We start from the raw sequence: 25,622 nt of genomic DNA, 5'->3' as shown, positions 1-25,622 counted from the left end.
TCGCCGCGGAGTTGACCGAGCGAAGGCCGCGTCGTAAGCTGAAATCCTCCGTCGAGGAGTCCGCGCGCCCCCGCCCGCCCGAAGCTTCCACTGAATAAAGGCTGAGTTTCATGAACGCGTTCGATCCCCGCCCGCCGTTCTACCTGGGCATCGACCTCGGGGGGACGAACATCAAGAGCGGGGTGGTCGAGGACACGGGGCGTCCGCTCTCGTCGGTCAGCATCGAGACCGAGGCCGACCGCGGACCCGAGGTCGGGATCGAGAATCTGGCGAAGGCCGGCCGCCTCGCCGTCGAGGCCAGCGGCCTGAGGTGGGACCAGATCTCGGGCGTCGGCCTGGGGTCGCCGGGCACGATGGACCTGTCGCGCGGCATGCTGCTGCAGCCGCCCAACCTGCCGGGATGGAACCAGCTGCCGATCCGCGACCTGCTGGCCGCGAAGCTCGACAAGCCGACGATCCTCCAGAACGACGCCAACGCCGCCGCCTACGGCGAGTATTGGGCCGGCGCGGGGCGGAACACCCGGAGCCTGGTGCTGTTCACGCTCGGCACCGGCGTCGGCTGCGGGATCATCACCGAGGGGCGGATCATCGAGGGCCGCCACAGCCACGGCGGCGAGTGCGGCCACATCATCGTCCAGATGGAAAACGGCCGGCGCTGCGGCTGTGGGGCGTACGGCCATCTGGAAGCCTACGCCTCCGCCACCGCCCTCGTGAAACGGGCCCACGACCTGCTGTCCGAAGGCTCGATGAAGAGCGTGCTCCGAGAAATCCCCCCCGACGACCTGACGAGTCGCGCGATCAGCGAGGCCGCCGACGCCGGCGACCCCGCCGCACGCCGGCTCATGAAGGAGACGGCGTTCTACCTGGCCGTCGGGACCGTGACGCTCCTGCACACGATCGACCCCGACATCGTCCTGTTCGGGGGGGGGATGATCGCCGCAGGCCAGGGCTTCCTGGAAGACATACGCCAGCACGTCCAGAAGATGGCCTTCCCAGCCGTCGCCAAGGGGACGCGGATCGACTACGCCGAGCTGGGCGGCGACGCCGGCTTCATCGGTGCGGCCGGCTGCGCCCGCGACGCCTTTGGACGTTGATCGACGATCTCGCCCGATCGAGCGGCCGGGAGGGCTCGGCACCTCCCGGCCCGCCTGAATTCGAAGGTCAGTTCGAGGCGTCGGGCTTGGCCGACTTCCGCCGGCCGCGGAGGGCCTTGAGGTCGGCCTTGTCCAGATAGCCGTTGTGATCGGCGTCGAGCCGTTCGAACGCGGCGGGCTTGCCCTGGAACTCGTCGCGGCTCAACCGGCCGTCCTTGTCGGCGTCCTGCGTCTTGAAACGCTCGGCGAGGCCCTTGAGCCGCTCGCCGCCTTTTGCAGCGCCCTTGGCCGAAGCCCCAACGGCCACGTCGCCCGCCTTGGCGTCGGCCTTCGCAGCCTTGACGCCCTTCGTCTTCGCTTCGCCTTTGCGTGCGGCGACGACCTTCTCGGCCAGCGCGTCGAACTCCTTGGAGTCGATCTTGCCGTCGTCGTTCGCGTCGCCCTTGGCGAGGATCTTCTGGAAGGCGGGCTTCGCGCTCGCGGCGACCTCGCCTTTATCGAGGACGCCGTCGTTGTCGACGTCGAGATCCGCGAAAAGCCCGGCCAGGCGCTTGCCCGCGCCGGTCTTGGGCTCATCACCGAACGTGGGGCCGACCAGCGTTAGACCGAGGGCCATGCCGAGTCCCGCCAAATTCGCGCATCGCGATCGCATCGAGAAGACTCCTTGGTTCCGACGCCGCCCGGCCCCCACGCCGCACCATGGCGATGGCGTCCGGCGTGGGCCGAGGTGGCTGATCATCTAACCCCGAAGTCGCCCCGCGGTGTCGCGGATCAGACGAGGGCCGCTGCGGCCTCGACGGGAAGCGGCGCCAGGCCCGAGACGACGAAGTCCTTGATCTCGAGCTGCACGCGACGATAGCCGTTCCACTCGTCGACGCAGGGGTGGAAGACGACGCTGCATTCGACGTCGTGGGCGAGGTCCTTGCCCTTGTCGGCCAGGTTCCAGGCGATCGCCTTGAAGACGGAAGCCCCCTGCCCGATCTTGAACTGGAGGTGCTTCTTCGTCTCTCCGACGGCCCTCGGCTCGCCGACGATCCGGGCCTGGCTGGCGAGGAACAGGGGGCGGGGGTTGCCCATCCCATGAGGCTCCAGCCGCTCCAGCTCCTGGACGACGTTCAGGTTGATCATCGAGAGCGGGACCTCAGCGTCGATGGTGAGCACGCGTTCGCGCAGCTCCGGCGTGAGGAGGGTCCGACAGCGTGAATCGAACCGCTCGGCGAAAGTGGGGAAATGCGCTTCCGCCATCCGCACGCCGGCCGCGGCGGAATGGCCGCCGAAGCCGATGAGGCCTTCGGCGCAGTCCTGGATCGCCTCGTAGATGTTGAAGCCGGGCACCGACCGCGCGGAGCCCTGGGCGAACTCCTCGCCGAAGGCCACGAGGATCGTGGGCCGGTGGTAGATCTCGACCAGCCGACTGGCGACGATCCCGATCACCCCCGGGTGCCATTCCTTGCGGCCCAGGACGATCGCCCCACGCTCCTTCAGGCCCCCCTCCGACCGTATCTGCTCCTGGGCCTGCTGGACGATCTCGCGCTCGACCTCCTGACGGCGCTGGTTGACGGCGTTCAGTTCGTCGGCGATCAGGTCGGCGAGCGCGTCGTCGTCGGTCGTCAGCATCTCGACGGCGCGCATGGCCCGTTCCAGCCGGCCGGCCGCATTGATCCGGGGCGCCAGGCTGAACCCCACCGTCCCGGCCGTGAGCTTCGAGCGGTTCAGGCAGTTCGCGACCCGCATCAAGGCGCGCATCCCCGTCGTCGGCGAACCCATGACCCCGGCGAGTCCGTGCCGCACCAGGATCCGATTCTCGTCCTTCAAGGGGACGACGTCGGCGACGGTCGCCATCGCCACCAGGCCGAGCGAGCGGACCAGGTAGTCGCGGAGGTGGGGCGAGGCCTTCTTGCCGTCGCCGAAGCTCTTGCAGATCTGCCAGGCGAGCTTGAAAGCCACCGCCGCGCCGCAGAGGTCGCCGAATGGATACGACCCCCCCGGCAGGCGGGGATGGACCAAGACGTCGGCCGAGGGAAGCTCCGCGCCGATCGTGTGGTGGTCGGTGATGATGAGTTCAAGCCCCAGCTCGCGGGCCAGATGGGCCTCGGCGACGGCCGAGATGCCGCAATCGACCGTTACGACCAGGGCACCCGGATGATCGGCGGCGATCCGCCGCAGGGCCTCGGCGTTGACGCCGTACCCTTCCTGGACCCGATGCGGGATGTAATAGTCGACCCGCTTCGAGCCCGCCAGCTTCAGGGCGGCCCAGAGGACGCTCACGCCGCAGACGCCGTCGACGTCGTAATCGCCGTAGATGACGATCGAGCGGTCCTCGCGAACGGCCTTCACCACGCGATCGGCCGCGGCCACGGCGCCCGGCAGGCTCTCGGGATCGTTCAGCCCGTTGAGGCGGGATTCGAGGAAGGCTCGGGCGCGTTCGGGATCGCGGACCCCGCGGTTGATCAGCACTTGAGCCACCAGCGGGGGGATGCCCGCGCCTCGGCTCAGCGCGGCGATCTGGTCGCGATCAAAGGGTTGGACTCGCCATCGGGTCGACATCCCTCACCCCTTCCGGACCTCGGAACGGCCCCCGAAGATCCTCCCGCGACGCCTCAACCGGCGTGGCGTCGCATGGAGCAAGTATACACCATGCCCGGCCGTCGCGAAGCGTCGACGCTCAGAACCACCGCCGGCGCCGCGCCAGGACGAGCATCACCACGGGCGAGAGCCCCATGATGGCGACCGTTCCGAAGAAGAGGGCGTATTTGGGGAGGGGGGTTTCGAAGGCGAGGGTGTCGCCGAAGAAATTCATGCCGAAGAAGCCCGTGAGGAACGACATGGGCATGAACATGACCGTGACCATCGTCAGCGTCTTCATGATCTCGTTGGTGCGGTTCGACGTCACCGAGAGATAGGTGTCGAGCGTGCCGGCGATGAGGTCGCGGAGGCTCTCCGAGATGTCGTGGATGCGGACGATGTGGTCGTAGACGTCGCGGAAGTAGACGCGGTGCTCTTCCCTCACGACGTTGTAGGGGTCGCGGGACAGCTTGTTCAGGACGTCGCGCTGGGGGCCGAAGGTCTTCTGGAGCTGGATCGCCGACCGCTTGATCCGAAAAATCTGGTGCAGGTTCGCCGGCCCGAGGTCCGCCATCACGGCGTCTTGCACCGCGTCGATCCGCTCGTCAAGGACCTCGATCGCCGCGAGCGACTGGTCGACCGAGCGATCAAGGAAACGGAAGAGCAAGTGGTCCGCACCGTGCTGCATGCGGTCGCGCGGGTCGCGCTCGATCGCGCGGCGGGCCTCCGTGAGGAACTCGAGCGGTTCCTCATGATAGGTCACCAGGTAATTCGGCCCGAGGAAGACGTCCAACTCCTGGAGGTACAGGTCGTCGGTCTTCGGGTCGATGCGGCTGGAGTGGAAGACCAGATAGAGGTAGCCGTCCCAGTCGTCGATCTTGGGGATGTGCGACTCGCGGAGGGCGTCCTCGACCGCCAGGGGGTGGAAATGGAAGACCTCCCGGAGCAGGTATTCGGCGAGCGGGTCGGGCTCGCCCGGCTGGTCTTCCATGTCGACCCAGACGGTGCCCCTTTCGTCGCCGATCGCCTCAGCCAGGCGATCGACGGGCCACTTCAGGTGCATTTCCCCCGCGCCGTCGCGATAGAGGATGCGAACCGCGCAGTTCGAGGAATCGACGTCCGGGCGGTCGGATGCGACGGGGACGGTCTTCATCGTGCGGGTTCCATCTTCTTGCGATGGCGGTAGAGCTCTTCCATGACGTCGATGGTCCTCGGCGACCCCGGCGCCGACTGCGTGTCGAGCCGGATCGGCGAACTGTTCCGGAAGAGCCAGATCGCGTACGGCAGGTCGATGGGGATGTTGAGCAAACGGACGACGAGTTTGCCGACGGGGGCGCGATCGATCCGAAACGTCCCATCAGGCCCCAGGCGGGCCGAGCCGGGATCGCCCAGGGAGCCGTCGAGGGGTTGGACCTCGATCCATCCCCGACCGAGCGGCTTGCCCGCCGCCACGACGACGCCGGAAATCGTCGTCGTCGGGATCCTCTCCGGCCCGAGTTCCTCGGAGCAGCCGGCGAAGATCAGCCCCAGGAGCGCGGCGGCCGATTCGATTCTCGGACGAAGCGATCGACGTCTCATCGCGTCAAGCCCCCGCCGCCGGACGGCTCGCGTGCCGATCGAGCAGCTCGAGGGCGTGCTTCAGGATCCGCTTGCCGGCGTGATCGATCGGATCGACTTCGTCGGCGAAACGCCAGCCTCCTCGGGAGTTCCAGCCCGAGTGCGGGCCGACTTCGGACGACGGCAGGAAGAGTCGGCCGCCCGACTGGCGTTCGCCGGCCAGGGGACCGACGCTTCCCCGGAGGACCATCGCGCCGCCGAGCATCCCCAGGCCCGCGCGGGGCCCGACCACGTCCGCGGCGATCAGCAGGCCACCGGCCTGACGGTAACCCAGGGCCGTTCCCGAAGGGCCGAGCAGGAGCAACACGCCCTGCCGAAGGCCGCCGCCGGCGCCGTCGGCCGAAGCCCCCCGACACACGATCCTCAGGCCCGGGGCGTCCAGGCCCGCCGCCAGTTCGGGCCCGGCGTCGCCGGCGATCTCGATCTCGGCTCGCCAGGGGCCCGTCAGCCCGGCCAGGAGCAAGCGATGCCCGGCGGGCCCTTCGAGACGTACGCGATCGGCCCCTCGATTGAGGCGGCGGACTACTTCGGCGTTGATCTGATGGTAGTCGCGAAGCTCGGGGACCGAGATCGGGGAGTCCGCCGCGGCCGACTCCCCGCCCCGATCCAGGCTCACGGGCGGGCCCCGGCGGGGCCGGGTTTGGGGGCGGCGGCGGCCTGCGGCGGAGCGGCCTCTCCGGCCGGGGCGGCGTAGGTGGGCCCGTTGGGGAAGAGGCTGAGTTCGGCCGGCGTGCTCTTGGCAAGGAACGCCTTGTAGGCGGCCACCTTCGCCTTCAAGTCCGTGGTGAGAGCGGCGATCTGGCCGGTCGGGGCCCCGATCAACGCCGAGGCGGCCTTGGCGACCGGCTTCAGGGCGTCGAAGTACTTCTGGATGTCGGCCTTGTTGGTGACCGCCGAGTTATTGAGCAGGCCGCTGTCCCGCACTCCCGCCTGGCCCTCGAACGCCTGGAAGACGGGACCGACCAGGACCGTCGTAAGCTGCTGGGCGCGGATCGGGTTCTCTGAGAAGCTGTTCACCATCTTATCGAGGATCGACGCCCCCAGCTGGGCCGTCGCGTACGCGACGATCTCGAAATTGTACTTGGGCACGGCCGAGGTGATCTGCATCGAGCCCAGGGCCAGGGCGGCCTGCGACCGGACCTCGGGGCGGAGCGCATCGTCGATCAGGTACTGGAACGCGACCGCCGCCATGTCGGCCGTCCGCGGCGAGGTCGGCAGGAATCCCTGTCGGAGCGCCGTGAGCGACTCAAGCGCCCGATACTGCACCCACGCGGGCCAGGCCTTGCCCTTGCCGAGTTGCTCCGCGATCGCCTTGGCCGCGTCGGCCTCCTGGGACGCGGAAAGCCGATTCGTCAGCAATTTGATGTTGGTGATCCCCCGAAACGCCCAGAGCTTCACCCAGACGGTCTGGGTCGGGCTCTTGATCTCGTCGAGGAGGACTTTCAGGGCGTCGGGGTTCGCACTCTGGGCCAGGATGATCATGGCCTGGATGCGCGGGATCAGGTGGTGCTTGAAGACCGGCGGCAGCTTCTGGAGCAGGATCTGGTTGTACCGCGTCTGGAAGGCGGCGTTCTTCGCGGACCGCGAGGTGAAGACCGGCTCCAGAAGATTCTGGGTGGCGGCCTGGACGGCCTGTACGGTCTTCAGGTTCTTCTCGGCCGTGGGGTCGAGGACCGCCTGGATGTTCCGCGTGTTGGTCATCTGGCCGATCATGCCGTTGACGACGTCGGTGATCGTGTTGGCGTCCGGGGCGACGAGCGGGCTGGCCGCCATCTGCTTGAGCTGGGCGATCTGTTCGTCCGTGGCAGCCTTCGGGGCGCGGATCTCGGGGAATTTCTTGGGATCGAGAAGCCCGTCGACGTTCGGGTCCTTGTAAATGTCGAGAGCCGCGGCCTTGTGGGAGGCGAACGGGTCGACCACCGGCTTGGCGTCGTCGTCGTCCGCCGCGTCCTTGGACGCATCTTTCGCGGGCGGCGCGTCGGCCTTCGCGGCGTCCTTGGCCGGGGGTGTTTCGCCCTTGGGGGCGTCGGCCGTCGAGCCGGCCTTCTTGGCGGTGGGCTCCTGGGCCGGGACCGGAGCCGGGACGATTGCCATCCACGCCCCCGCCAGCAGGGCGATCAGGCCGAACCGGACGCCTTCCCCGAGCGGCGCGACGCGCCCTACGGCGGTGAACACCTTGATCATTTCGGCAAACCTCGTGAAAAGCCCCTCGGACGCAGGCCCGGCCAGGGAACGCGATTGGAACCCCGCCCCGCAGGGCCCGCAAGCCCCTCGCCGCGACCGGACGCGCCGCGAAGTCGATCACGGCCGTCATGTCGGCCAGGATGGGGTTCAGGACGCGGGGAAAGGGATATCGGCGGCGCGGTGCACGCAAAGATCGGGTTCGCTCATCGCCCCATGAAGGGTTTCGCCGTCGTCAACTCATCTCGTCTCGATCACGGAAGTTCCAACGACTGAGCCTGAAATTCAACCTACCCCGCCCACAACCCGATGTCAAGTCGCCGCGCGGGCCGACGAGCCGCGACGCCTCGCCTCGCCGGGCTGAATTCCCCGACCGCCGTCCGACACCCCCAAACTCGCGCCGGGCCGGGTTGAGCCCGGGTCGCCTGGGCCTTAGAATCAAGGGCACGCCCATCGCCCGAGATCGAGGTGCCCGCCCTCGCGGGAGACCGAACCGATCCGCCCTCGCGGCCTCCCGAGACTGGATGCTTGACATGCCCGAGCGTCGCTACCTGTTCCCCAACGTCATCGAGATGAACTATCAGGCCCGTCGCAGGATGGGCGTGAACGTCTACCTCATCGACGGGGGCGACGAATACGTCCTCATCGACGTCGGCTTCCTGGAGGATACGGTCGACGTCCTCCAGCTCATCCGGGAGCTGGGTTACAGCTTCTCGGCGTGCAAGATGATCCTCGCCACCCACGCCGACGTCGACCACACCCAGGGCCTGGCCCGCGCCCGCGACGTACTCCGGTGCCCCATCGCCGCCCACCCCCGCAGCGTCGCGGCGATCGAGTCGGGCGACGAGCTGTTCACCTTCGCCCGCATCGACGCCCAGGGGATCAGCATCCCCATGCCGAAATGCAAGGTCGACGTCGAGATCGACGAAGGGTCGAAGATCCAGGTCGGCGACCGGACCCTCGAGGTCTGGAGCACCCCCGGCCACGCGGCGGGCCAGCTCGCCTTCCGCCTGGACGACCTGCTCTTCTCGGGCGACAACATCTTCCGCGACGGCTGCGTCGGAGCCATCGACGCCCACCACGGGTCGAACATCCCCGACTACATCGCCAGCCTGAAACGGATCCGCGACTCGCACGCCGAGTTCCTGCTGCCCTCGCACGGCCCCATCTTCCGCAAGGATGAAGCCCTCCTCAACGCAACCATCGCCCGCCTCGAGGGTTACTCGCACATGTCCGATTTCGGCACCTGCGCGGTCGATTGGCCGCTGATGGACGCGTGGGAGGATGAGTTGAGCCGCCCTAACATCGAGTTCTGACCTCGATCAAGTTCGGTAGGATCACGGGACCTCGGGATGAGATCCTCCCGCCGGTCGGCGCGGGAGGCTTAAAATCTTCAGACGTCGATGAGATCGCGATTGGCCGCGACCGGTGCGGCTGTTAAACTTTCGTGGAATCGACCGCCCGCACCGTCGCCCGCCGCCACGTCCAGCCAGCTCGGAGACGCCATGATTCGATCGATGGGGATCTCGCGCAGACTGGCCGCCCTCGCGATCTCGCTTGCACCCGCCTCGTCCACTGTCCTCGCCGATCCGCCCGAAGTCTCCAAGGACGCTCCCCCCGAGCCCGTCCGCAATCTCTTCGAGAAGTTCTGCCTGTCGTGCCATCAGGGCGAGAAGTCCGAGGGCGGGCTGGATCTCGTAAAGCTCATGGCCAAGGGCTCGCCCGCGGCGAGTCGCAAGCCCTGGAATCGCGTCAAGGAGAACGTCTCGGGAGGCGTCATGCCGCCCGAGGACAACCCCCAGCCGAGCGAGGGGGACGTCGCCTTGCTGGCCTCCTGGGTCGACGAGGAGATCAAGAAGATCGACTGCGGCGCGACCGTCGATCCGGGGCGGGTGACGATCCGCCGGCTTAATCGAGTCGAGTACGACAACACGATCCGCGACCTGACAGGCGTCGACTTCCAGCCGGCCGACGACTTCCCTTCGGACGACGTCGGCTACGGGTTCGACAACATCGGCGACGTCCTGAGCCTGCCGCCGATCCTGATGGAGAAATACCTGGCGGCGGCCGAGACCATCGCCAGCCGCGCGATCGTCGCCGGCGCCGCGGGACGGCCCCCGATCAAGACCTTCGAGGGCGTCGAGCTGGAGGCCGCCGGCGGGTCGACCCACAACGACGACGGCCGGATCCTGAGCACCGACGGCGAGATCGCCGTCGCCCACGCGTTCCCGCGCGACGCGACCTACACGGTCCGCGTCCAGGCCTACGGCCAGCAGGCGGGCGACGAGCCGGCCCGGATGATGATCAAGCTCGACGGAAAGCCGCTCCGGAGCTATGACGTGACCGCCATCGAAGGGACGGCCGGGACTTACGAGATCCAAGAGAAGCTGCCGGCGGGCCCGGCGCGGATCGCCGCGGCCTTCGTCAACGACTTCTGGGATCCCAACCATCCCGAACCCGCGAAACGCGACCGCAACCTCGTGGTCCAGGCGATCGAGATCGAAGGCCCGCTGAACGCCCGGGGCGACGAACCGCCGCTCAGCCAGAAGCTGATCATCTTTCAGACGCCTACGAAGCCCGTGGAGATCGGCGACTGCACCGTCGCGGTCCTGGAACGCTTCCTCCGCCGCGCCTACCGCCGCCCGGTGACCGGCGGCGAGGTCGCCAAGCTGGTCCGCCTGGCGGAACTGGCCCGGGAGAACGGCGAGAGCTACGAGCGCGGGATCCAGCTCGCCGTCCAGGCGGTGCTGGCGTCGCCGCAGTTTCTTTTTCGCGTCGAGCTCTATCGGCCCAAGCGCGACAGGAAGGGGAAAGTGATCGACGAACCCGGCGGCGTCCGGCTGAACGATTACGAGATCGCCTCGCGACTCTCCTACTTCCTGTGGAACAGCATGCCCGACGACGAGCTGTTCCAGCTCGCCTCGGAAGGCAGGCTCCACGAGGAGGCCGTCCTGGAGGCGCAGGTCCAGCGGCTGATCCGCGATCCCAAATCGGACGCCTTCGTCGAGAGCTTCGCCGGCCAGTGGCTCCAGCTTCGGAACCTCAAGACGGTCAACCCGGACCGGGGCCAGTTCCCGACGTTCGACGAGCCGCTCCGCGATGCGATGCAGCAGGAGAGCGAACGGTTCTTCGCCTCGCTCCTGCGCGACGACGGCAGCCTGCTCGACTTCATCGATTGCGATTACTCGTTCCTCAACGAGCGACTCGCGGCCCACTACGGCGTCCCCGGCGTCAAGGGGCCGGAGTTCCGCAAGGTGACGCTCGGCCCCGGCGGGCGCGGCGGGCTGATCACGCAGGCGAGCGTCTTGACGGTGACGTCGAACCCGTCGCGGACCTCGCCGGTGAAGCGTGGGAAGTGGGTGCTGGAGCAGATCCTCGGCAGCCCGCCGCCGCCGCCTCCGCCCGACGTCCCCCAGCTCGCCGACGACTCCAAGGGGCCGCTCGTGGGGACCCTCCGTCAGCGTATGGAGCAGCACCGCGCCAACCCGAGCTGCACGTCTTGCCATGCCCGGTTGGACCCGCCGGGCTTCGGCCTGGAAAACTACAACGCCATCGGCGCCTGGCGCGACATGGACGGCGACCTGCCGATCGACGCCGCGGCCAGGCTGCCGACGGGCGAATCGTTTCGAGGTCCGGCCGAGCTTAAGGCGATCCTCAAGACCCGCAAGGCCGAGTTCGTCCGCTGCCTCGGCGAGAAGATGCTCACCTACGCGCTCGGTCGCGGCCTCGAAGAGCCCGACGTGTGCGCGGTCGAGAAGATCGTCAAGAACGTGTCCGACGGCCAGTACCGTCTGTCGCGCATGGTGCTGGAAATCGTCAAGAGCGACCCTTTCCTGAAGCGAAAAGGCTGATCGGACCCTCGACCTCCGAACGCTTCGGCAACGAAGGAGCCGACCCATGAACCGATCCCGGATCTCTCGACGCGCCCTGCTGCGAGGCGCCGGCGCGGCCGTCGCGCTCCCCTGGATGGAGTCCATGGTCGCCGCGGGCGCCCCCGGCGGCTCGGCGACGACGGGGCCTCGCCGGATGGGCTTCTTCTACGTCCCCAACGGCGTGCACATGAAGGACTGGAGGCCCGAGGCGGAAGGTCGCGACTTCCAAATGCCCTGGATCCTCGAACCGCTGGCCCCGCTCAAGCAGGACTTGCTCGTCCTGACGGGGCTGGCCCAGGACAACGCCCGGGCGCACGGCGACGGGCCCGGCGACCACGCCCGTTCGCTCTCGTGCTTCCTGACCGGCGTCCATCCCGTGAAGACCGACGGCGCCAACATCCAGGTCGGCGTGTCGGTCGACCAGGTCGCCGCCCGCAAGCTCGGCGACGCCACGCGGCTCCCCTCGCTGGAGCTGGGCATCGAGCGCGGCGGGCAGTCGGGCAACTGCGATTCGGGATATAGCTGCGCCTATTCCTCCAACATCTCCTGGCGCTCGCCGACGACCCCGACGGCCAAGGAGATCAACCCGCGCCTCGTGTTCGACCGACTCTTCGGCAACCGCGGCGGGACGGGGACGGAGGCCGAGCGTCGCAAGCGCAGCCTCTACGACCGGAGCATCCTCGACTTCGTCCTCGAAGACGCCCAGTCGCTCCGCGGCCGGATCGGCCAGACCGATCGCCGCAAGCTCGACGAATATCTGACGGCCGTCCGCGAGATCGAGCAGCGCATCGCGCGGGCCGACGAGGCCGACGGCGGCAAGTCGGGCCTCGACGTCGGGGCCGCGCGGCCCGCGGGCGTCCCCAAGGAGTACGCCGAGCACGTCCGGCTGATGTTCGACCTGATCGTCCTGGCCTTCCAGACCGACACGACGCGGATCTGCACCTTCATGTTCGGCAACGAGGGGAGCACCCGCCCCTACCCGTTCCTGGAGGTTCCCGAAGGCCACCACGACCTCTCGCACCACGGCAAGGACCCCAAGAAGCTGGCCAAGATCCGCAAGATCAACCGCTTCCACATGGAAGAGTTCGCGAGGATGCTCGTTCGCCTCAAGGAGAGCCGCGAGGGCGAACGGTCGGTCCTCGACAACTCGATGATCGTTTACGGCAGCGGCATCTCCGACGGCGACCGCCACAACCACGACGACTTGCCCGTCCTGCTGGTCGGCAAGGGCGGTGGAAGCCTCGACACCGGCCGGCACGTCGTCTATTCGCCGCAGCCGCTCAACAACCTCTACCTCTCGATGCTCGACCGGATGGACGTCCCCTGCGAACGCCTCGGCGACAGCACGGGAAGGCTCGAAAAGCTGTCCTGAAGCGGGCGGGCTCGCCGCCGCGGGCGGGCGCTCAGACGTCCAGCCCGACCGCGCGCATGAGCGCCAGGGCGTTCGAGTGCTGCACGACGCCGGGGTGGATGCGGTAGTCGAACCGCATGACGCCGTCCTCGAAGTGGTCCTCGAAGTGCACGTTGAGCGTCCGCGGCCCCAGGCCGGCGACGATCTCGGCCAGGGCCAGGTCGTGGGTGGTGACGAGGCCGATCGCATGGCGGTCGAGCAGGCCGCGGATCACCGCCTCGGCCCCGACGCGGCGGTCGTGGGAGTTGGTGCCGCTGAACAGCTCGTCGAGCAGGAAGAGGAGCGGCAGCCGCCCGCACGAGACGTCGACGATCTGCCGCACGCGGGTGATCTCGGCGTAGAACCGCGAGCGGCCGGCCTGGAGCGAGTCCTGCACGCGCAGGGTCGCGCCGACGGCCAGCGGCGAGAGCCGTAGACGCGACGCCCGGACCGGGCCTCCCGCCAGGCTCATGACCGTCGCCACTCCGATCGCGCGCAGCAGCGTGCTCTTGCCCGACATGTTCGATCCGCTCACGACCAGGGCGGTCGTCTCAAGGCCGAGCGTCACGTCGTTCGTCACGCACTCGGCGCGGGCGATGAGCGGGTGCCCCAACCCTGCCGCGTCGAACAGGGCCGGGCCGGGGACGATCTCGGGGAAGACGTCGGAGGGGTTCTCGGCAGCATAGGCGGCGAGGGCCGACAGGGCCTCGAAGTCGCCCGTCGCCGCGAGCCAGCCCGCGACCTGCGGCCCGTTCGCCGCTCGCCAGGCGTCGATCTTCATCGCCAGCTGCGTCTTCCAGAGCAGGACCAGGGCGAACGGCATGAAGAACTGGTTGTCGCGACTGTCCAGCAGGTGGAGCAGATTCCCCAGCGATCGGATCCGCCGCGAGGCCGGGCTGCCCCCCGTCACCAGCGCCTCGCGGAGCGACCGCAGCAACGGGGCGTCCAGCGGCTCGCGCTCCAGGCGGTCGAGCAGCCCCGAGAGCAGCGTCAAGTCGTGGGCGCGCTCGTCGACCCCGGCCAGGACGCGGTCGACGCGTTTCGCGAGCCAGAGCGCGAAGACGCCCTCGATGAGCAGCATGAGGACGAAGAGAAGACTCGCTGGCGGATCTTGCTTGTAGATCAGATACGCGAGCGCCGAAGCGCCGAAGGTCGCCAGGAGCGCCGCGACGATCCGGATCGGTCGATTCGGGAAGACGCGGGGCGTCGTCCCCCACGAAGCGAGCGCAGCCGGGTCGATCCCGGCCCGGACGTCGGCGCCGAGCAATTCGAGATCCTCGCGGAGGTCGAGCCGGGGGCGAAGCTCGACGACCGCCGCGTGTCGGCGCGAGAGGACGTCAGGCGTCGAGGGAGCGAGCAGCCATGAAGCCAACGCCTCCTCCCCCGCCTTCGTGCGGGCCGTACACAGGCGCTCGAAGAGGGAGCCGGAGCCGAAGAGGTCGAGGTCGGCGGCATAGGGATGATCGAGGTTGAGGAAGTTCGAACCGGCCACTCCCGTCCCCGCCCAGCGATCCTCCATCCGTGCGAGGCCCCGCTTGTAGAACTCGATCGTCCGCACGGAGCGGACCGCGCGGCGATGGATCGGCTCGTGGGCGAGCAGCAGGCCGACGAAAGCCCCCGCGGGGACGGAGAGCCACCACCAGGACGGCTGACCATATGCGTAGGTGTAGCCGGCGAGCGCCGCCGCGAGCACGAACACGACCAGACGCAGGTCGGCGAGACGGGCGTCGACCTGGTCCCATCGCTTCCGAGCGTGCTCGTGGAGCGCCAGCCGGCGCGAGTACTCGGCGTGCAGATCGGGCGGGGGGGGTGCGGCGGCTCGAGGTGCGGTCATGATGGCCATCGTCGCGGCGGGTGGGGGGTCGGTCGAAGGTCCAACCGTAGCCGATCGACCCCGAAGCCTCAAGGCGTCGCCGACGCGGCGGGCCGCCGCCGTTTCGCCCGGGTGGGACATCCCCAATCGGCCGGGGATCGCTTAGAATGAGGGACGTCCCGTCGGCGAATCCGGTTCGGACTCGACCGCCTCGCGGGCAATCGGGCGATGGATCGTGCGAGTTCCGCCATGAGCAGCCAGGCCGAAGTCCATTCCGTCGAGGCCCTGCGGGATTTCCGCGTCGCCCTCGCCCTCTACGGCGAGGACGCGCTCGCGGCCCTGGGCGCGGCCGACGCCGAACTCCGCCGCACGGTCCAGTGGCTCCAGCAGGACCGGCCTTTCTACTGGCAGGAGCAGATCAAGCGGCGTCGCGAGCGGGTGGCGTCCGCCCGCGCCGACCTCTTCAAGCTGAAGCTCCAGAAGACCCCCGAGCATCACCCCTCGCTGTCGGAGCCCAAGGAACGCCTGCGGCAGGCCGAGGCGAGCCTCCAGGACGCCGAGCGACGGCTGACGCTCGTCCGGAAATGGCAGCCCGCGCTGCAGCAGGCCGCCATGGAGTACCACGGCAGCGTCCAGCGCCTCAAAGACCTGGCGGCCTCCGACGTCCCCCGCGCCATCGGCCTCCTGACGCGGATCGTCGAGGCGCTCGAAGCCTATCTGGACGTCACGGCCCCGGCAGGCGGGCTGGACGGCGCCGGGGCCGCATCGAGCATGGCTCGCGCGACCCCGGCGATGGAGGCCGTCGCCGCCGAGATCCTGGGGCGCGACGAGCCCGACGTCGCCTTTCCGGCCGTTTCTCCAGCCCCCGAGGAGGCCCCCTGACGTGGCGAACGCGAAAGTCCTCGCCGGATCGACGCGGCTGAAGCAGACGATCCGGATCCTCAACGACCACTGGCTCCTGACCGAGGCCACCTGGGGCGACTCCGTCCGTCGCAGCTTCGAAGAACGGCACCTCGCCCCGCTGACTCCGGCGGTCGACTCCGCGGTCATCGGCCTCCAGAAGCTCGCAGACGTCCTCGACCAGGTCCGCCGCGACTGCTCCGATGGGAGTGAATATTCGTGAGCCCCTCGACCTCGCCGAGCCTCCCCGGCGCCCCCGCCCTCGCCGCCGAGCCGGAGGCGAAGCCGGCCGGATCGAGCATCGAGCCCGATCCGCTCCGGGTGCAACGCGACGCGCTCAAGGCCCTCGTCGCCGCCGTCGCCGAGCGCGCCGAGGTCGAGGCGTCCATCAAGCGGGCGAGGCGATCCAAGGAGCAGGAGGCCGAACAGGACTACCGGGCCAAGAAGGCCGCCCTGGCCCAGCGCGTCGCGCAACTCGATCGCGAGGCGATCGCCGCCGACGAGAAACGGCGCCGCGATCTCGCCGAAGCGGCCTCCTCGGCCGAGGCCCAGGCCAAGAACGATTTCGCGATGGGCAGCCGCCGCATCGCCGCCGAGTTCGACGCGCTCCGCCAGTCGGCCAAGTCCAAACTGGCCCGCGACAAGTCTGATGCGATGGGCGGTCACGACTCGGGCCAGAAGGTCGCCGTCAAGGAACACGCGGTCGCCAACAAGCCGATCCAGGACGCGCTGGAGATTTTGGAATCGTACCGCAGACGCCTGGCCGCGCTCGCCGCCGATTACCGCAAATTCGGGCTCGACCCGGAGCCGCCGACCCCCTCGCGCGAATCCTACTCCAAATTCGCCGAGCCGGGCGACGAGCTGTTCGAGCGGCTCTCGCGGATGGGGCCGCCGCTCAAGCTTCTGGAACTCCTGATCATCCCTCGGTCCCTGAAGGGGATGAACGAGGCCTGGGTCTACATCTCGACGACCTTTGTGTTCGGATTCGTCGGGATCGCCCTCGGATTCGACGCCACCTCCACGGGGGTTTTAGCCGGCGTCGGCCTCGCGCTCGGGCTCGCGCTGCGCATGAAGCTGGTATCGCTCGCCAAGGAGCAGTTGGAACGGCTCTACAAGCCCTTGATGCAGTCGGCGTCCGACGACGGCGCGCTGGGCGACTACTGCAAGACCCAGATCGACGGCCGTTTCCAGGAGTCGCTCAAAGCCCTCGTCGCCCGCCGCGAGAAGGACCTGGAGCAGGCGAAAGAGACCCACACCCGGACGATCGCCCAGGGCGAGGACGACCGCGACGAGCGGCTCCGCCAAATCAACGAGGTCTATGGGCGGAAGCTACGCGAGAACCGCGAGGAGCAGGAGCGGCGCTCGAAGGAAGCCGAGGATACCCACAGGCGCAAGATCGCCGATCTCCGGACGAAGGGCGAGTCGGGGATGGTCAAACTCGAGGAAGGTTACAAGGCCCTCCAGGAGCAGGCCCGCGCCGTCTACGAGAGCGACCGTCGGGCGATGGCCTCGCGCTGGCGAGAGACCGCGGCCACCGCCTGCGGCCTGCTTGACGACGTCTCCCGCCGGGCCGAAGGCTTCGGGCTGGAATGGGCCTCCCCAGACTGGTCGGATCGGCCCTTGCCGAGGGCGATCCCCCCGGCGCTCCGTTTCGGGACGCTGGCCGTGGACCTCGCGTCGCTCCCGGGCGGGCTGCCGAGCGAGCCGGAGCTGCGAGAGGGCCTGCCCGATTCACTCCGCCTGCCCGCGCTCCGGCCCTTCCCGGCCTCGGCCAACCTGCTCGTCGAAACCCCCGCCGAGGGCCGCGCCGCGGCGTCGACGGCGATCCAGGCGGCGATGCTCCGGCTCCTCGCCGGCCTGCCGCCGGGCATGGTCCGTTTCACGATCGTCGACCCGATCGGCCTGGGACGCGGCTTCGGCGCCTTCATGCACCTGGCCGATTTCGACGAGGCCCTGGTCAACAACCAGGTCTGGACCGACGCGCGTCAGATCGAGGAGCGGCTGGCCGAGCTGGAAGCCCACATGGAACTCGTGACGCAGAAATACCTGCGGAACGAGTACCCGTCGATCGAGGCCTACAACGCCGCGGCCGGCGAGGTCGCCGAGCCCTACCGCGTGCTCGTGGTCGTCGACTACCCGACCAAGTTCGACGAGAAGGCCGCCTCGCGGCTGGCGTCGATCGTCGCCGGCGGTCCCCCCTGCGGCGTCCTGACGTTGATCGCGGTCGACGAGGGCCGCGAGTTCCCTACCGGCTGCCGGCTCGCCGACCTTCGCCCCTATTGCACACGGCTCATCTGGAAGGGCGACTCGCTGGCCTGGGACGACCCCGAGTTGGGCGGCTATCCCTTCACGGCCGACGCGCCTCCGGTCGGCGAGACGGCCACGCGGCTGATCCAGCGGATCGGCGAGGCCGCCCGCGCGGCGAAGCGGGTCGAGGTTCCGTTCGAGTTCATCGCCCCCGCCCCCGAGTCGTGGTGGACGTGCGACAGTCGCGCCGGCCTCGACGTCCCGCTGGGGAAGGCCGCCGCCTCCAAGCGCCAACACCTGGCGCTCGGCAAGGGGACGTCGCAGCACGTCCTGATCGCCGGCCGGACGGGCTCGGGCAAGTCGACCTTGATGCACGCCCTGATCGTCAACCTGTCGCTGGCGTACAGCCCCGACGAGATCGACCTGTACCTGATCGACTTCAAGAAGGGCGTCGAGTTCAAGGTCTATGCGGCGCACGGGCTGCCGCACGCGAGCGTCGTGGCCATCGAGAGCGAGCGCGAGTTCGGCGTGAGCGTGCTGAGCCGGCTCGACGCCGAGCTGAAGATCCGCGCCGACCGGTTTCGGGCCGCCGGCGTGCAGGACGTCCAGGGCTTCCGCAACGCGCCCGGGACGCCCCCCCTGCCCCGCATCCTGCTGGTCGTCGACGAGTTTCAGGAGTTCTTCGTCGAGGAGGACAAGCTGGCCCAGGAGGCCGCCGGCCTGCTCGACCGGCTGGTCCGCCAGGGTCGCGCGTTCGGCATCCACATCATCCTGGGCTCGCAGAGCCTGGGGGGCGCGTTCACCCTCGCCCGCAGCACCCTCGGCCAGATGGCCGTGCGCATCGCGCTCCAGTGCAGCGACATCGACTCGCACCTGATCCTCGCGGAGAACAACCCGGCGGCGAAGGCCCTCTCGCGCCCCGGCGAGGCGATCTACAACGACGCCAACGGCTCGCCCGAGGGCAACCACGTCTTCCAGGTCGTCTGGCTGGGCGAGGAGCGGAGGGAGGAATATCTCGATAAGATCCACGAGCTTCTCGACCGCCGGCCCCCCGCGTCGGCGCGCACGCCGATCGTCTTCGAGGGCGACGCCCAGGCCGATTTCGCCGGCAACCCCCTGTTCGTCGCGCGGCTGGAAGCCGACGCCTGGCCCGAATCCCCGCGCTCGGCGCAGGCCTGGCTCGGCGACCCGGTCGCGATCAAGGAGCCGACCTCGGCCCTCTTCCGCCGCCAGGGGGGGAACCACCTGCTCATCGTCGGCCAGAACGAGGAGGCCGCGATCGGCGTCGCCGCCTCGGCGCTGGCGAGCCTCGCGGTCCAGTATCCGCCGGCCCGCGACGACGGCACGCGCGAGGGCGCCCGGTTCTGGCTGCTCGACGGCACGCCCGAGGATTCCGAGCACGCCGAAACCCTGCGGAAAACGGCCGATGCGCTGCCTCACGGCGTCAAGGTCGGCGGCTGGCGCGAGGCCTCGGCGTTCGCGGCCGAGGTCGCCGACGAGCTGAGGCGCCGACGCGAGCCTGACGCTGGCGACGGCCCCGAGCTGTTCCTCTTCATCCACGACTTCCCCCGGTTCCGCGACCTCCGTCGCCGCGAGGACGATTTCCACTTCGGCGAGCGCGAGGAGCAGACGCCGGCCGACCTGATCGACCAGATCCTCCGCGAAGGGCCCGGCTTCGGGGTGCACCTGATCGCCTGGTGCGACACCGTGAACAACCTCAATCGCTGCGTCTCGCTCCAGCAGCTCCGCGAGTTCGGGATGAGAATCCTCTTCCAGATGAGCCCCACCGACTCCGGCCACCTCCTCGACAATCCCGCCGCCGCCAAGCTCGGGGCCAATCGCGCGCTCGCCTACAGCGAAGAGCACAATCGGATCGAGAAGTTCCGGCCTTACCGGCCCTTCGACGCCGCCCTCCTGGCCCGCATCCACGACCGCCTGCACGCGCGGAGACGATGAATCGCGGTCGCAACGCAGGTTCTGACGCCAACGTGGGTTTGGTTGTCCTCCCGAGGCGCGGCGGATACAATCCACGGTTCCTGTGGTGAAGTCATGAGCCTTACGGATACGCTCGGAGCGTCGTTGATGACCGACCCGACCCCGTTGCACACGCCCCTGTTCGACTGGCACCAGACCAACGGCGGCCGGATGGTGGACTTCGCGGGCTGGTCGATGCCCGTCCAGTACACGAGCATCGTCGAGGAGCATCAGGCGGTCCGCAGCGGCGTCGGCCTGTTCGACGTGAGCCACATGGGCCGGCTCGCCTTCGACGGCCCCAAGGCCCTGTCCTGGATCAACCTCGTCGCGACCAACGACGCGACCAAGCTGGAACCCGGCCGCATCCAGTACAGCCTGCTCGCCAACGACCTCGGCGGCCTGATCGACGACATCCTCGTCTACCGCCTCGACAAGTCGTACTACGTCGTCTGCAACGCCTCCAACCGCGACCGGGTCGTCGCCCAGTTCGGCGAGCATCAGGAGGGCTTCAAGGCCACGCTCACGGACAAGACCGTCGAGACGGCCATGATCGCCGTGCAGGGCCCGGCGGCCGCGGCGACGCTCCAGCCGCTCGTCGACAGGCCGCTCGACGGCCTGAAGTACTACCACGTCGCGACGGGAAAGCTGATGGGCGAGGTCGAGGCCCTGGTCAGCCGGACCGGCTACACGGGCGAGGACGGCTTCGAGCTGATCGTCCCGGGCCCCAGCGCGTCGCGGGTCTGGATCGCTCTGATGGAATCGGGGTCCGGTTTCGGCGTCGCTCCGATCGGCCTGGGGGCGCGGGACACCCTCCGCTTCGAAGCGGCGATGCCGCTCTACGGCCACGAGCTCTCCGACACGATCAACCCGTTCGCGGCCGGCGTCGGCTGGGCGGTCAAGATCGACAAGGGGGACTTCGTCGGCTCCGACGCGCTCAAGCAGCACAAGCAGAGCCCGGGATCGACCCGGGTCGGGCTCAAGCTCGACGGCAAGCGGATCGCCCGCCAGGGCTCGATGGTGACGGCCGACGACCGAACGCTGGGCTCCGTGACCTCGGGCACCTTCGCGCCGACGTTGCAGGCCAGCCTGGCGATGGCCCTGATCGACCCCGGATCCTCGGCCCCGGGGACCAAGGTCGTCGTCGACGTCCGCGGCAAGCCCGAGCCGGCCGAGGTCGTTCCCCTGCCCTTCTACAAACGGCCCAAGCCCTGACCGGGCGCGTCTCCCGCCGCCTCGCCGACGTTCGCTCGCGTGCGTTCCCTCGTAGGATCAAGGACCCGGACACATGGACCCCAAGAAGTTCCGCTACAGCCCGACCCACGAATGGGTGGACGTCGAGGGCGACACCGCCGTCGTGGGCCTGTCGAAATTCGCCGTCGACCAGCTCACCGACCTGCTCACGATCGAGTTGCCCAAGGTGGGCGCCCGGCTCACCGCCGGCAAGAGCTTCGGCGAGGTCGAGAGCGTCAAGTCGGTCAACGACCTGTACGCCCCGATCAGCGGCGAGGTCGTCGAGGTCAACCAGGCCCTCCTCGACGACGTCCAGGTCCTCTCGGAGGATCCCTACGTCAAGGGATGGCTCGTCAAGATCAAGGTCGACGACCCGGCCGAGGCCGGCAAGCTGCTCGACCACTCCGCCTACGAGATCAAGATCGCCGAAGACGAGCATTGATCGCGACCGGCCGGGGAAACGAGAAGGTCGCGACGCGTTATTCAATCTGGGAGCAACATGGCTTATATCGCTAATACGCCCGAGGACGTCCGCGTGATGCTGGACGCCATCGGGCTCGACTCGCTCGATGAACTCTTCGACATGGTCCCGGCCGAGTATCGGCTCAAGCGTCCTCTCTGCATCCCTCCCGCACTCACCGAGCTCGAACTGACCCGCGAGGTCGGGGCCCTGCTCGGCCGCAACCAGGGGGCCGACCGTCGCGTCTGCTTCCTCGGGGCGGGCAGCTACGACCACTTCATCCCGGCCGTCGTCGACAACCTGTCGTCGCGCGGCGAGTTCTACACGGCTTACACGCCGTATCAGCCCGAGGCCAGCCAGGGCACGCTCCAGGCGACCTTCGAGTACCAGACGCTCATCACCCAGCTGACGGGCATGGACGTCTCGAACGCGAGCCTCTACGACGGCGGATCCGCCGTCACCGAGGCCGTGATGATGGCGTTGGCGACGAACCGCCGGACCGGCCCGGTCGTCGTCGCGGGCTCCGTCCATCCCGAATACCGCCGCATCCTCCAGACCTATCTCGAACACCTCGACCCCCAGGTCGTCACCGTGCCGGCCGTCGGCGGGGGCGTCGATCCCAGGGCGTTCGCCGCGGCGATCACCCCCGAGACGGCGGCGGTGGTGATCCAGTACCCGAACTTCTTCGGCCGGCTGGAAGACGTCGAGGCGCTCGTCGAGGCCGCCCACGCGCACGGCGCGACGGCGATCGTCAGCGTCGACCCGATCTCGCTCGGCCTGCTGCGCCGCCCCGACGCCTACGGGGCCGACGTCGTGGTCGCCGAGGGCCAGGGCCTGGGGAACCCGATGACGTTCGGCGGGCCCTACCTGGGGATCCTCGCCTGCAAGCAGGAGTATCTCCGCAAGCTGCCGGGCCGGATCGTGGGCCAGACCACCGACCGCAACGGCAAGCGCTGCTGGGTGCTCACGCTCCAGACCCGCGAGCAGCACATCCGGCGCGAGAAGGCCACGTCCAACATCTGCACGAACCAGGGCCTGCTGGCGCTGCGGTCGAGCATCTACCTGGCCGCGATGGGACCCCGCGGCCTCCGCGACGCCGCCGAGCTGAGCACGCGGAAGGCCCACTACGCCGCCGAGGCCCTGGCGAAGGTCGACGGCCTCTCCCTGGCGTTCCCGGGGCCCTTCTTCAAGGAGTTCGTCGTCCGCTGCTCCAAGGATCCGGAGGCCGTGCTGAGGAAGGTCGGCGAGGCCGGCTATCACGGCGGCGTCCGGCTGGGCCGGTGGTATCCCGACCTGGCCGACCACATCCTCGTGGCCGTGACCGAGAAGCGCACCAAGGACGAGATCGACGGCCTGGCCGAGGCCTATCGCAACGCCCTCTCCTCCCTCTGAGATCGCGACCGCGGACCTGGCCCCACTTCGAACCTCATTCCCACGGCGATCATGTACAAGCTCGACCTGCAGCCCCTGCTCTTCGAATCGAGCCGTCCCGGACGGTTCACCGCGGTCCTCCCCACCTCCGACGTCCCGGCCGCCTCGCTCGACGACCTCATCCCGCCCGCCCACCTCCAGAAGTCGGCCCCCCCCCTGCCCGAGCTGAGCGAGCTCGACGTCGTGCGCCATTACACGAACCTCTCGGCGCTCAACATGTCGATCGACGGGAATTTCTACCCGCTCGGCTCGTGCACGATGAAGTACAACCCCAAGCGCAACGAGCGTCTGGCCGGCCTGCCGGGGCTCGGCGCCCAGCATCCCTACCAGGACGACTCGACGCTCCAGGGCCTGCTCGCCATCCTCTACGGGCTCCAGGACGACCTGGCCGAGGTCGCCGGGCTCGACGCCGTGAGCCTCCAACCCGCCGCCGGCGCGCAGGGCGAGCTGGCCGCGCTGTTCGTGGCCGCCGCCTATTTCCGCGACCAGGAGCCGGGCCGGAAACGGACCCAGGTCCTCATCCCCGACAGCGCCCACGGCACCAACCCGGCCTCGGCCCATCTCGCGGGCTTCGAGACCGTCACCGTCAAGAGCGACGGCCGGGGCCTCGTCGACCTGGAGGACTTCAAGTCGAAGCTCTCCGACGACGTCGCCGTGTTCATGATCACGAACCCGAACACGGTCGGGCTCTTCGACCCCCAGATCGGCGAGATCGCCAAGCTGCTGCACGAACGCGGGGCGCTGCTCTACCTCGACGGGGCCAACATGAACGCCATCCTCGGCGTCGTCCGGCCCGGCGACATGGGCGTCGACCTGATGCACTACAACCCGCACAAGACGTTCTCGGGCCCCCACGGCGGCGGCGGCCCCGGCGCTGGCCCCATCGCCGTCCGCAGTAAGCTCGCCCCGTATCTGCCCGCTCCGATCGTCGGTCGCAAGGACGACGGCACCTATTTCCTCGACGAGGACCGCCCCAAGTCGATCGGCCGGGTGCGGGCGTTCTTCGGCAACACCGGCGTGCTCTTCCGGGCCTACTGCTACATCCGCAGCCAGGGTCCCGACGGCCTCAAGCGGGTCGCACAGCACGCGGTCCTCAACGCCAACTACCTGCTCGGCCTCGTCCGCGACGTCTACCCGGTGCCCTGCGGGACGCGCTGCATGCACGAGTTCGTCGCGTCCTGCCGGTCGCTCGCCAAGGATCGCGGCATCCGCGCGATGGACGTCGGCAAGCGGCTCATCGACTACAACTTCCACGCGCCGACGGTGTACTTCCCGCTCATCGTCTCGGAAGCCCTGATGATCGAGCCGACCGAGACCGAGAGCCGCGACACGCTCGAAGCCTTCGCCGCCGCGCTCAAGGCGATCGCCCTGGAAGACCCCGAGTCGCTGCACGACGCCCCCGTCTCCACGCCGGTCAGCCGGCTTGACGAAGTCAAGGCCGCCAAGACGCCCGTCCTTCGCTGGACTCCTTGACCCGTCGGCAGTCACCCCGAGCCTCGGATCGCGGAGCCTCTCCATGAGTCACGACCCGGAAGACGTCGATCCGATCGAACCCAGGCGACCGCGACCCAAGCCCAAACCGGACGCCGACCCCGCCGGGCGGCCTCCCCGCAACCCTCCCCGGGCCGGCGCGGGCGACTCGGTCTTCCAGCCGACGCCCGGGCCTCCCAGGGCCCCGAAGGCCCGGCCGACCCGCAGGCAGGGCGATGATCCTCTGAAGATGGAGGTCGTCGAGCCGGGCCCGAAGTGGTACGAGCGGATCCTGTTCGGCCGCGTCAGCTCGGGGCAGCTCTCGCAGTTCTGCCGTCAGTTCGGCTCGTACCTCAACGCCGGCGTCGATTACGACCGGGCCCTCTCAAGCCTGGGACGCCAGTATCAGGGGACCGCACTGGGCCCCGTCGTCGAGCGGATGCGGACCCGGATCCGCGCCGGGGCGACGCTCGACGACGCGACGGCCCCCGAACGCGCCGCGTTCGGCCCCATGTTCCAGAGCATGATCCGGGTCGCCGAGGCCCGCGGCGGCGTCCCCGAGACCCTGAAGCTCCTGAGCCAGACGTTCGAGGCCCGCCAGCGCCTGATCCGCCAGGCGCGGTCGGCCATGATCTACCCCCTGATCGTCCTGGCCATGGCGACGACCATCGCCTGCCTGATGGCGGTCTACATCCTGCCGATGTTCGCGTCGCTGCTTTCGGACATCAGCAAGAAGGCCCAGCTACCCGCGGTCAGCCGAATCCTCATCGGCTTCAGCAAGTTCCTTGGAGCCGGCGGCTGGTGGCTCCTCCCCGTGCTCATCGTCGGCGTCCCGTTCGCTCTCCTGAAGTGGTACGGGACGTCTTCCGGCAAGAACATCCTGGACCGCGTCCTGCTGCGGATCCCGGTGCTGGGCTCCATCTTCCGCAAGCTCGACGTGAGCCGCTTCGCCCGGACCCTGGGCAGCCTGCTGGACGCCGGCGTCGACGTGGGCGGGTCGATGGACCTGACGGCCCAGGCCCTCTCGATGACCCCGATGCGACAGGCCGTGGAGGCCGCGAAACCGCTCGTGATGCAGGGCCGCGAGCTGAGCGTCGCCCTGGCGCCGAGCCGGCAGTTCGGGCCCGACGTCATCGCGATCCTCGAGTCGGGCGAGGAGACCGGGAAGCTCCCCGAGAGCCTGGCCCACCTGGCCGACGAGTACGAGGAGCAGGTGACCTACATGGTCAAGAACCTCGGCCAGCTGATCCAGCCTCTGCTGGTGCTGATCCTCGCCGGGTTCGTCCTGTTCATCATCCTTGCCGTCTTCCTGCCCTACATCCAGGTGATCACCTCGCTGGCGGGCGGCTGAGCCGACGCTTCGAAATGAGAAGAGGCC

General features: G+C 68.9%; 19 protein-coding genes. 12 read left to right on the top strand and 7 right to left on the bottom strand.

Translation table 11 applies throughout. The features are described 5' to 3' along the window. Nucleotides 1-110 precede the first annotated feature (110 nt). On the top strand, nucleotides 111-1,094 hold the full coding sequence (locus PZE19_RS04625; protein WP_277859400.1) for an ROK family protein: 984 nt from the start codon (nucleotides 111-113) through the stop codon (nucleotides 1,092-1,094). Between the two features lie 67 nt (nucleotides 1,095-1,161). Here PZE19_RS04625 and PZE19_RS04620 read toward each other — a convergent pair whose 3' ends face one another. The 6 genes from PZE19_RS04620 to PZE19_RS04595 all read right to left on the bottom strand — a co-directional run bounded on the left by PZE19_RS04620 (nucleotide 1,162) and on the right by PZE19_RS04595 (nucleotide 7,460). Beyond that, entirely contained in the window at nucleotides 1,162-1,746 is a 585-nt protein-coding gene (locus PZE19_RS04620; protein WP_277859399.1) for an EF-hand domain-containing protein, read from the bottom strand. Between the two features lie 119 nt (nucleotides 1,747-1,865). Beyond that, nucleotides 1,866-3,641, bottom strand: coding sequence for a single-stranded-DNA-specific exonuclease RecJ (gene recJ, locus PZE19_RS04615; protein WP_277859398.1), 1,776 nt, complete (start codon nucleotides 3,639-3,641; stop codon nucleotides 1,866-1,868). Nucleotides 3,642-3,759: 118 nt separating this feature from the next. Beyond that, nucleotides 3,760-4,812, bottom strand: coding sequence for a magnesium/cobalt transporter CorA (corA, locus tag PZE19_RS04610; protein ID WP_277859397.1), 1,053 nt, complete (start codon nucleotides 4,810-4,812; stop codon nucleotides 3,760-3,762). Next, nucleotides 4,809-5,237, bottom strand: coding sequence for a hypothetical protein (locus PZE19_RS04605; RefSeq protein WP_277859396.1), 429 nt, complete (start codon nucleotides 5,235-5,237; stop codon nucleotides 4,809-4,811). The genes corA and PZE19_RS04605 overlap by 4 nt, the downstream gene beginning before the upstream one ends. Nucleotides 5,238-5,241: 4 nt before the next feature. Next, entirely contained in the window at nucleotides 5,242-5,892 is a 651-nt protein-coding gene (locus tag PZE19_RS04600; RefSeq protein WP_277859395.1) for a glutamate synthase, read from the bottom strand. Next, nucleotides 5,889-7,460, bottom strand: coding sequence for a hypothetical protein (locus tag PZE19_RS04595; RefSeq protein WP_277859394.1), 1,572 nt, complete (start codon nucleotides 7,458-7,460; stop codon nucleotides 5,889-5,891). The genes PZE19_RS04600 and PZE19_RS04595 overlap by 4 nt, the downstream gene beginning before the upstream one ends. A 530-nt stretch (nucleotides 7,461-7,990) precedes the next feature. On the opposite strand from PZE19_RS04595, the gene PZE19_RS04590 reads away from it, so the two are divergent. The 3 genes from PZE19_RS04590 (at nucleotide 7,991) to PZE19_RS04580 (ending at nucleotide 12,701) form a co-directional block, all read left to right on the top strand. Next, complete coding sequence (locus tag PZE19_RS04590) at nucleotides 7,991-8,773, top strand: MBL fold metallo-hydrolase (protein ID WP_277859393.1); 783 nt, start codon at nucleotides 7,991-7,993, stop codon at nucleotides 8,771-8,773. A gap of 189 nt (nucleotides 8,774-8,962) precedes the next feature. Next, nucleotides 8,963-11,308, top strand: a complete 2,346-nt coding sequence (locus tag PZE19_RS04585; RefSeq protein ID WP_277859392.1) for a DUF1592 domain-containing protein — start codon at nucleotides 8,963-8,965, stop codon at nucleotides 11,306-11,308. Between the two features lie 46 nt (nucleotides 11,309-11,354). Beyond that, nucleotides 11,355-12,701: a DUF1552 domain-containing protein gene (locus PZE19_RS04580; RefSeq protein WP_277859391.1), complete on the top strand. Its 1,347-nt coding sequence runs from the start codon at nucleotides 11,355-11,357 to the stop codon at nucleotides 12,699-12,701. 31 nt (nucleotides 12,702-12,732) lie between these two features. Here the strand turns inward: PZE19_RS04580 and PZE19_RS04575 are convergent, their stop codons facing one another. After that, the gene (locus tag PZE19_RS04575) at nucleotides 12,733-14,553 is read right to left on the bottom strand and encodes a MutS-related protein (protein WP_277859390.1); all 1,821 of its coding nucleotides are present in this window, start codon (nucleotides 14,551-14,553) and stop codon (nucleotides 12,733-12,735) included. Nucleotides 14,554-14,781: 228 nt separating this feature from the next. Between PZE19_RS04575 and PZE19_RS04570 the strand changes: the two genes are divergently transcribed. The 8 genes from PZE19_RS04570 to PZE19_RS04535 all read left to right on the top strand — a co-directional run bounded on the left by PZE19_RS04570 (nucleotide 14,782) and on the right by PZE19_RS04535 (nucleotide 25,595). Then, nucleotides 14,782-15,414, top strand: a complete 633-nt coding sequence (locus tag PZE19_RS04570) for a hypothetical protein (protein ID WP_277859389.1) — start codon at nucleotides 14,782-14,784, stop codon at nucleotides 15,412-15,414. 1 nt (nucleotide 15,415) lies between these two features. After that, entirely contained in the window at nucleotides 15,416-15,655 is a 240-nt protein-coding gene (locus PZE19_RS04565) for a hypothetical protein (protein WP_277859388.1), read from the top strand. Next, entirely contained in the window at nucleotides 15,652-19,635 is a 3,984-nt protein-coding gene (locus tag PZE19_RS04560; RefSeq protein ID WP_277859387.1) for an FtsK/SpoIIIE domain-containing protein, read from the top strand. The genes PZE19_RS04565 and PZE19_RS04560 overlap by 4 nt, the downstream gene beginning before the upstream one ends. 126 nt (nucleotides 19,636-19,761) lie before the next feature. Further along, on the top strand, nucleotides 19,762-20,865 hold the full coding sequence (gene gcvT / locus PZE19_RS04555; RefSeq protein WP_277859386.1) for a glycine cleavage system aminomethyltransferase GcvT: 1,104 nt from the start codon (nucleotides 19,762-19,764) through the stop codon (nucleotides 20,863-20,865). A gap of 73 nt (nucleotides 20,866-20,938) precedes the next feature. Continuing rightward, nucleotides 20,939-21,325 carry a glycine cleavage system protein GcvH gene (gene gcvH / locus PZE19_RS04550; protein ID WP_277859385.1) on the top strand — a complete coding sequence of 129 codons (387 nt, stop codon included), beginning with the start codon at nucleotides 20,939-20,941 and terminating at the stop codon, nucleotides 21,323-21,325. Nucleotides 21,326-21,382: 57 nt separating this feature from the next. Next, nucleotides 21,383-22,735: an aminomethyl-transferring glycine dehydrogenase subunit GcvPA gene (gene gcvPA, locus PZE19_RS04545; protein WP_277859384.1), complete on the top strand. Its 1,353-nt coding sequence runs from the start codon at nucleotides 21,383-21,385 to the stop codon at nucleotides 22,733-22,735. A gap of 51 nt (nucleotides 22,736-22,786) precedes the next feature. Beyond that, on the top strand, nucleotides 22,787-24,247 hold the full coding sequence (gcvPB, locus tag PZE19_RS04540; protein ID WP_277859383.1) for an aminomethyl-transferring glycine dehydrogenase subunit GcvPB: 1,461 nt from the start codon (nucleotides 22,787-22,789) through the stop codon (nucleotides 24,245-24,247). A gap of 43 nt (nucleotides 24,248-24,290) precedes the next feature. After that, entirely contained in the window at nucleotides 24,291-25,595 is a 1,305-nt protein-coding gene (locus PZE19_RS04535; protein ID WP_277859382.1) for a type II secretion system F family protein, read from the top strand. Nucleotides 25,596-25,622 lie beyond the last annotated feature (27 nt).

Source organism: Paludisphaera mucosa, assembly GCF_029589435.1.
GTDB lineage: Bacteria > Planctomycetota > Planctomycetia > Isosphaerales > Isosphaeraceae > Paludisphaera > Paludisphaera mucosa.
This window is presented reverse-complemented; position numbering and strand designations above follow the sequence as displayed.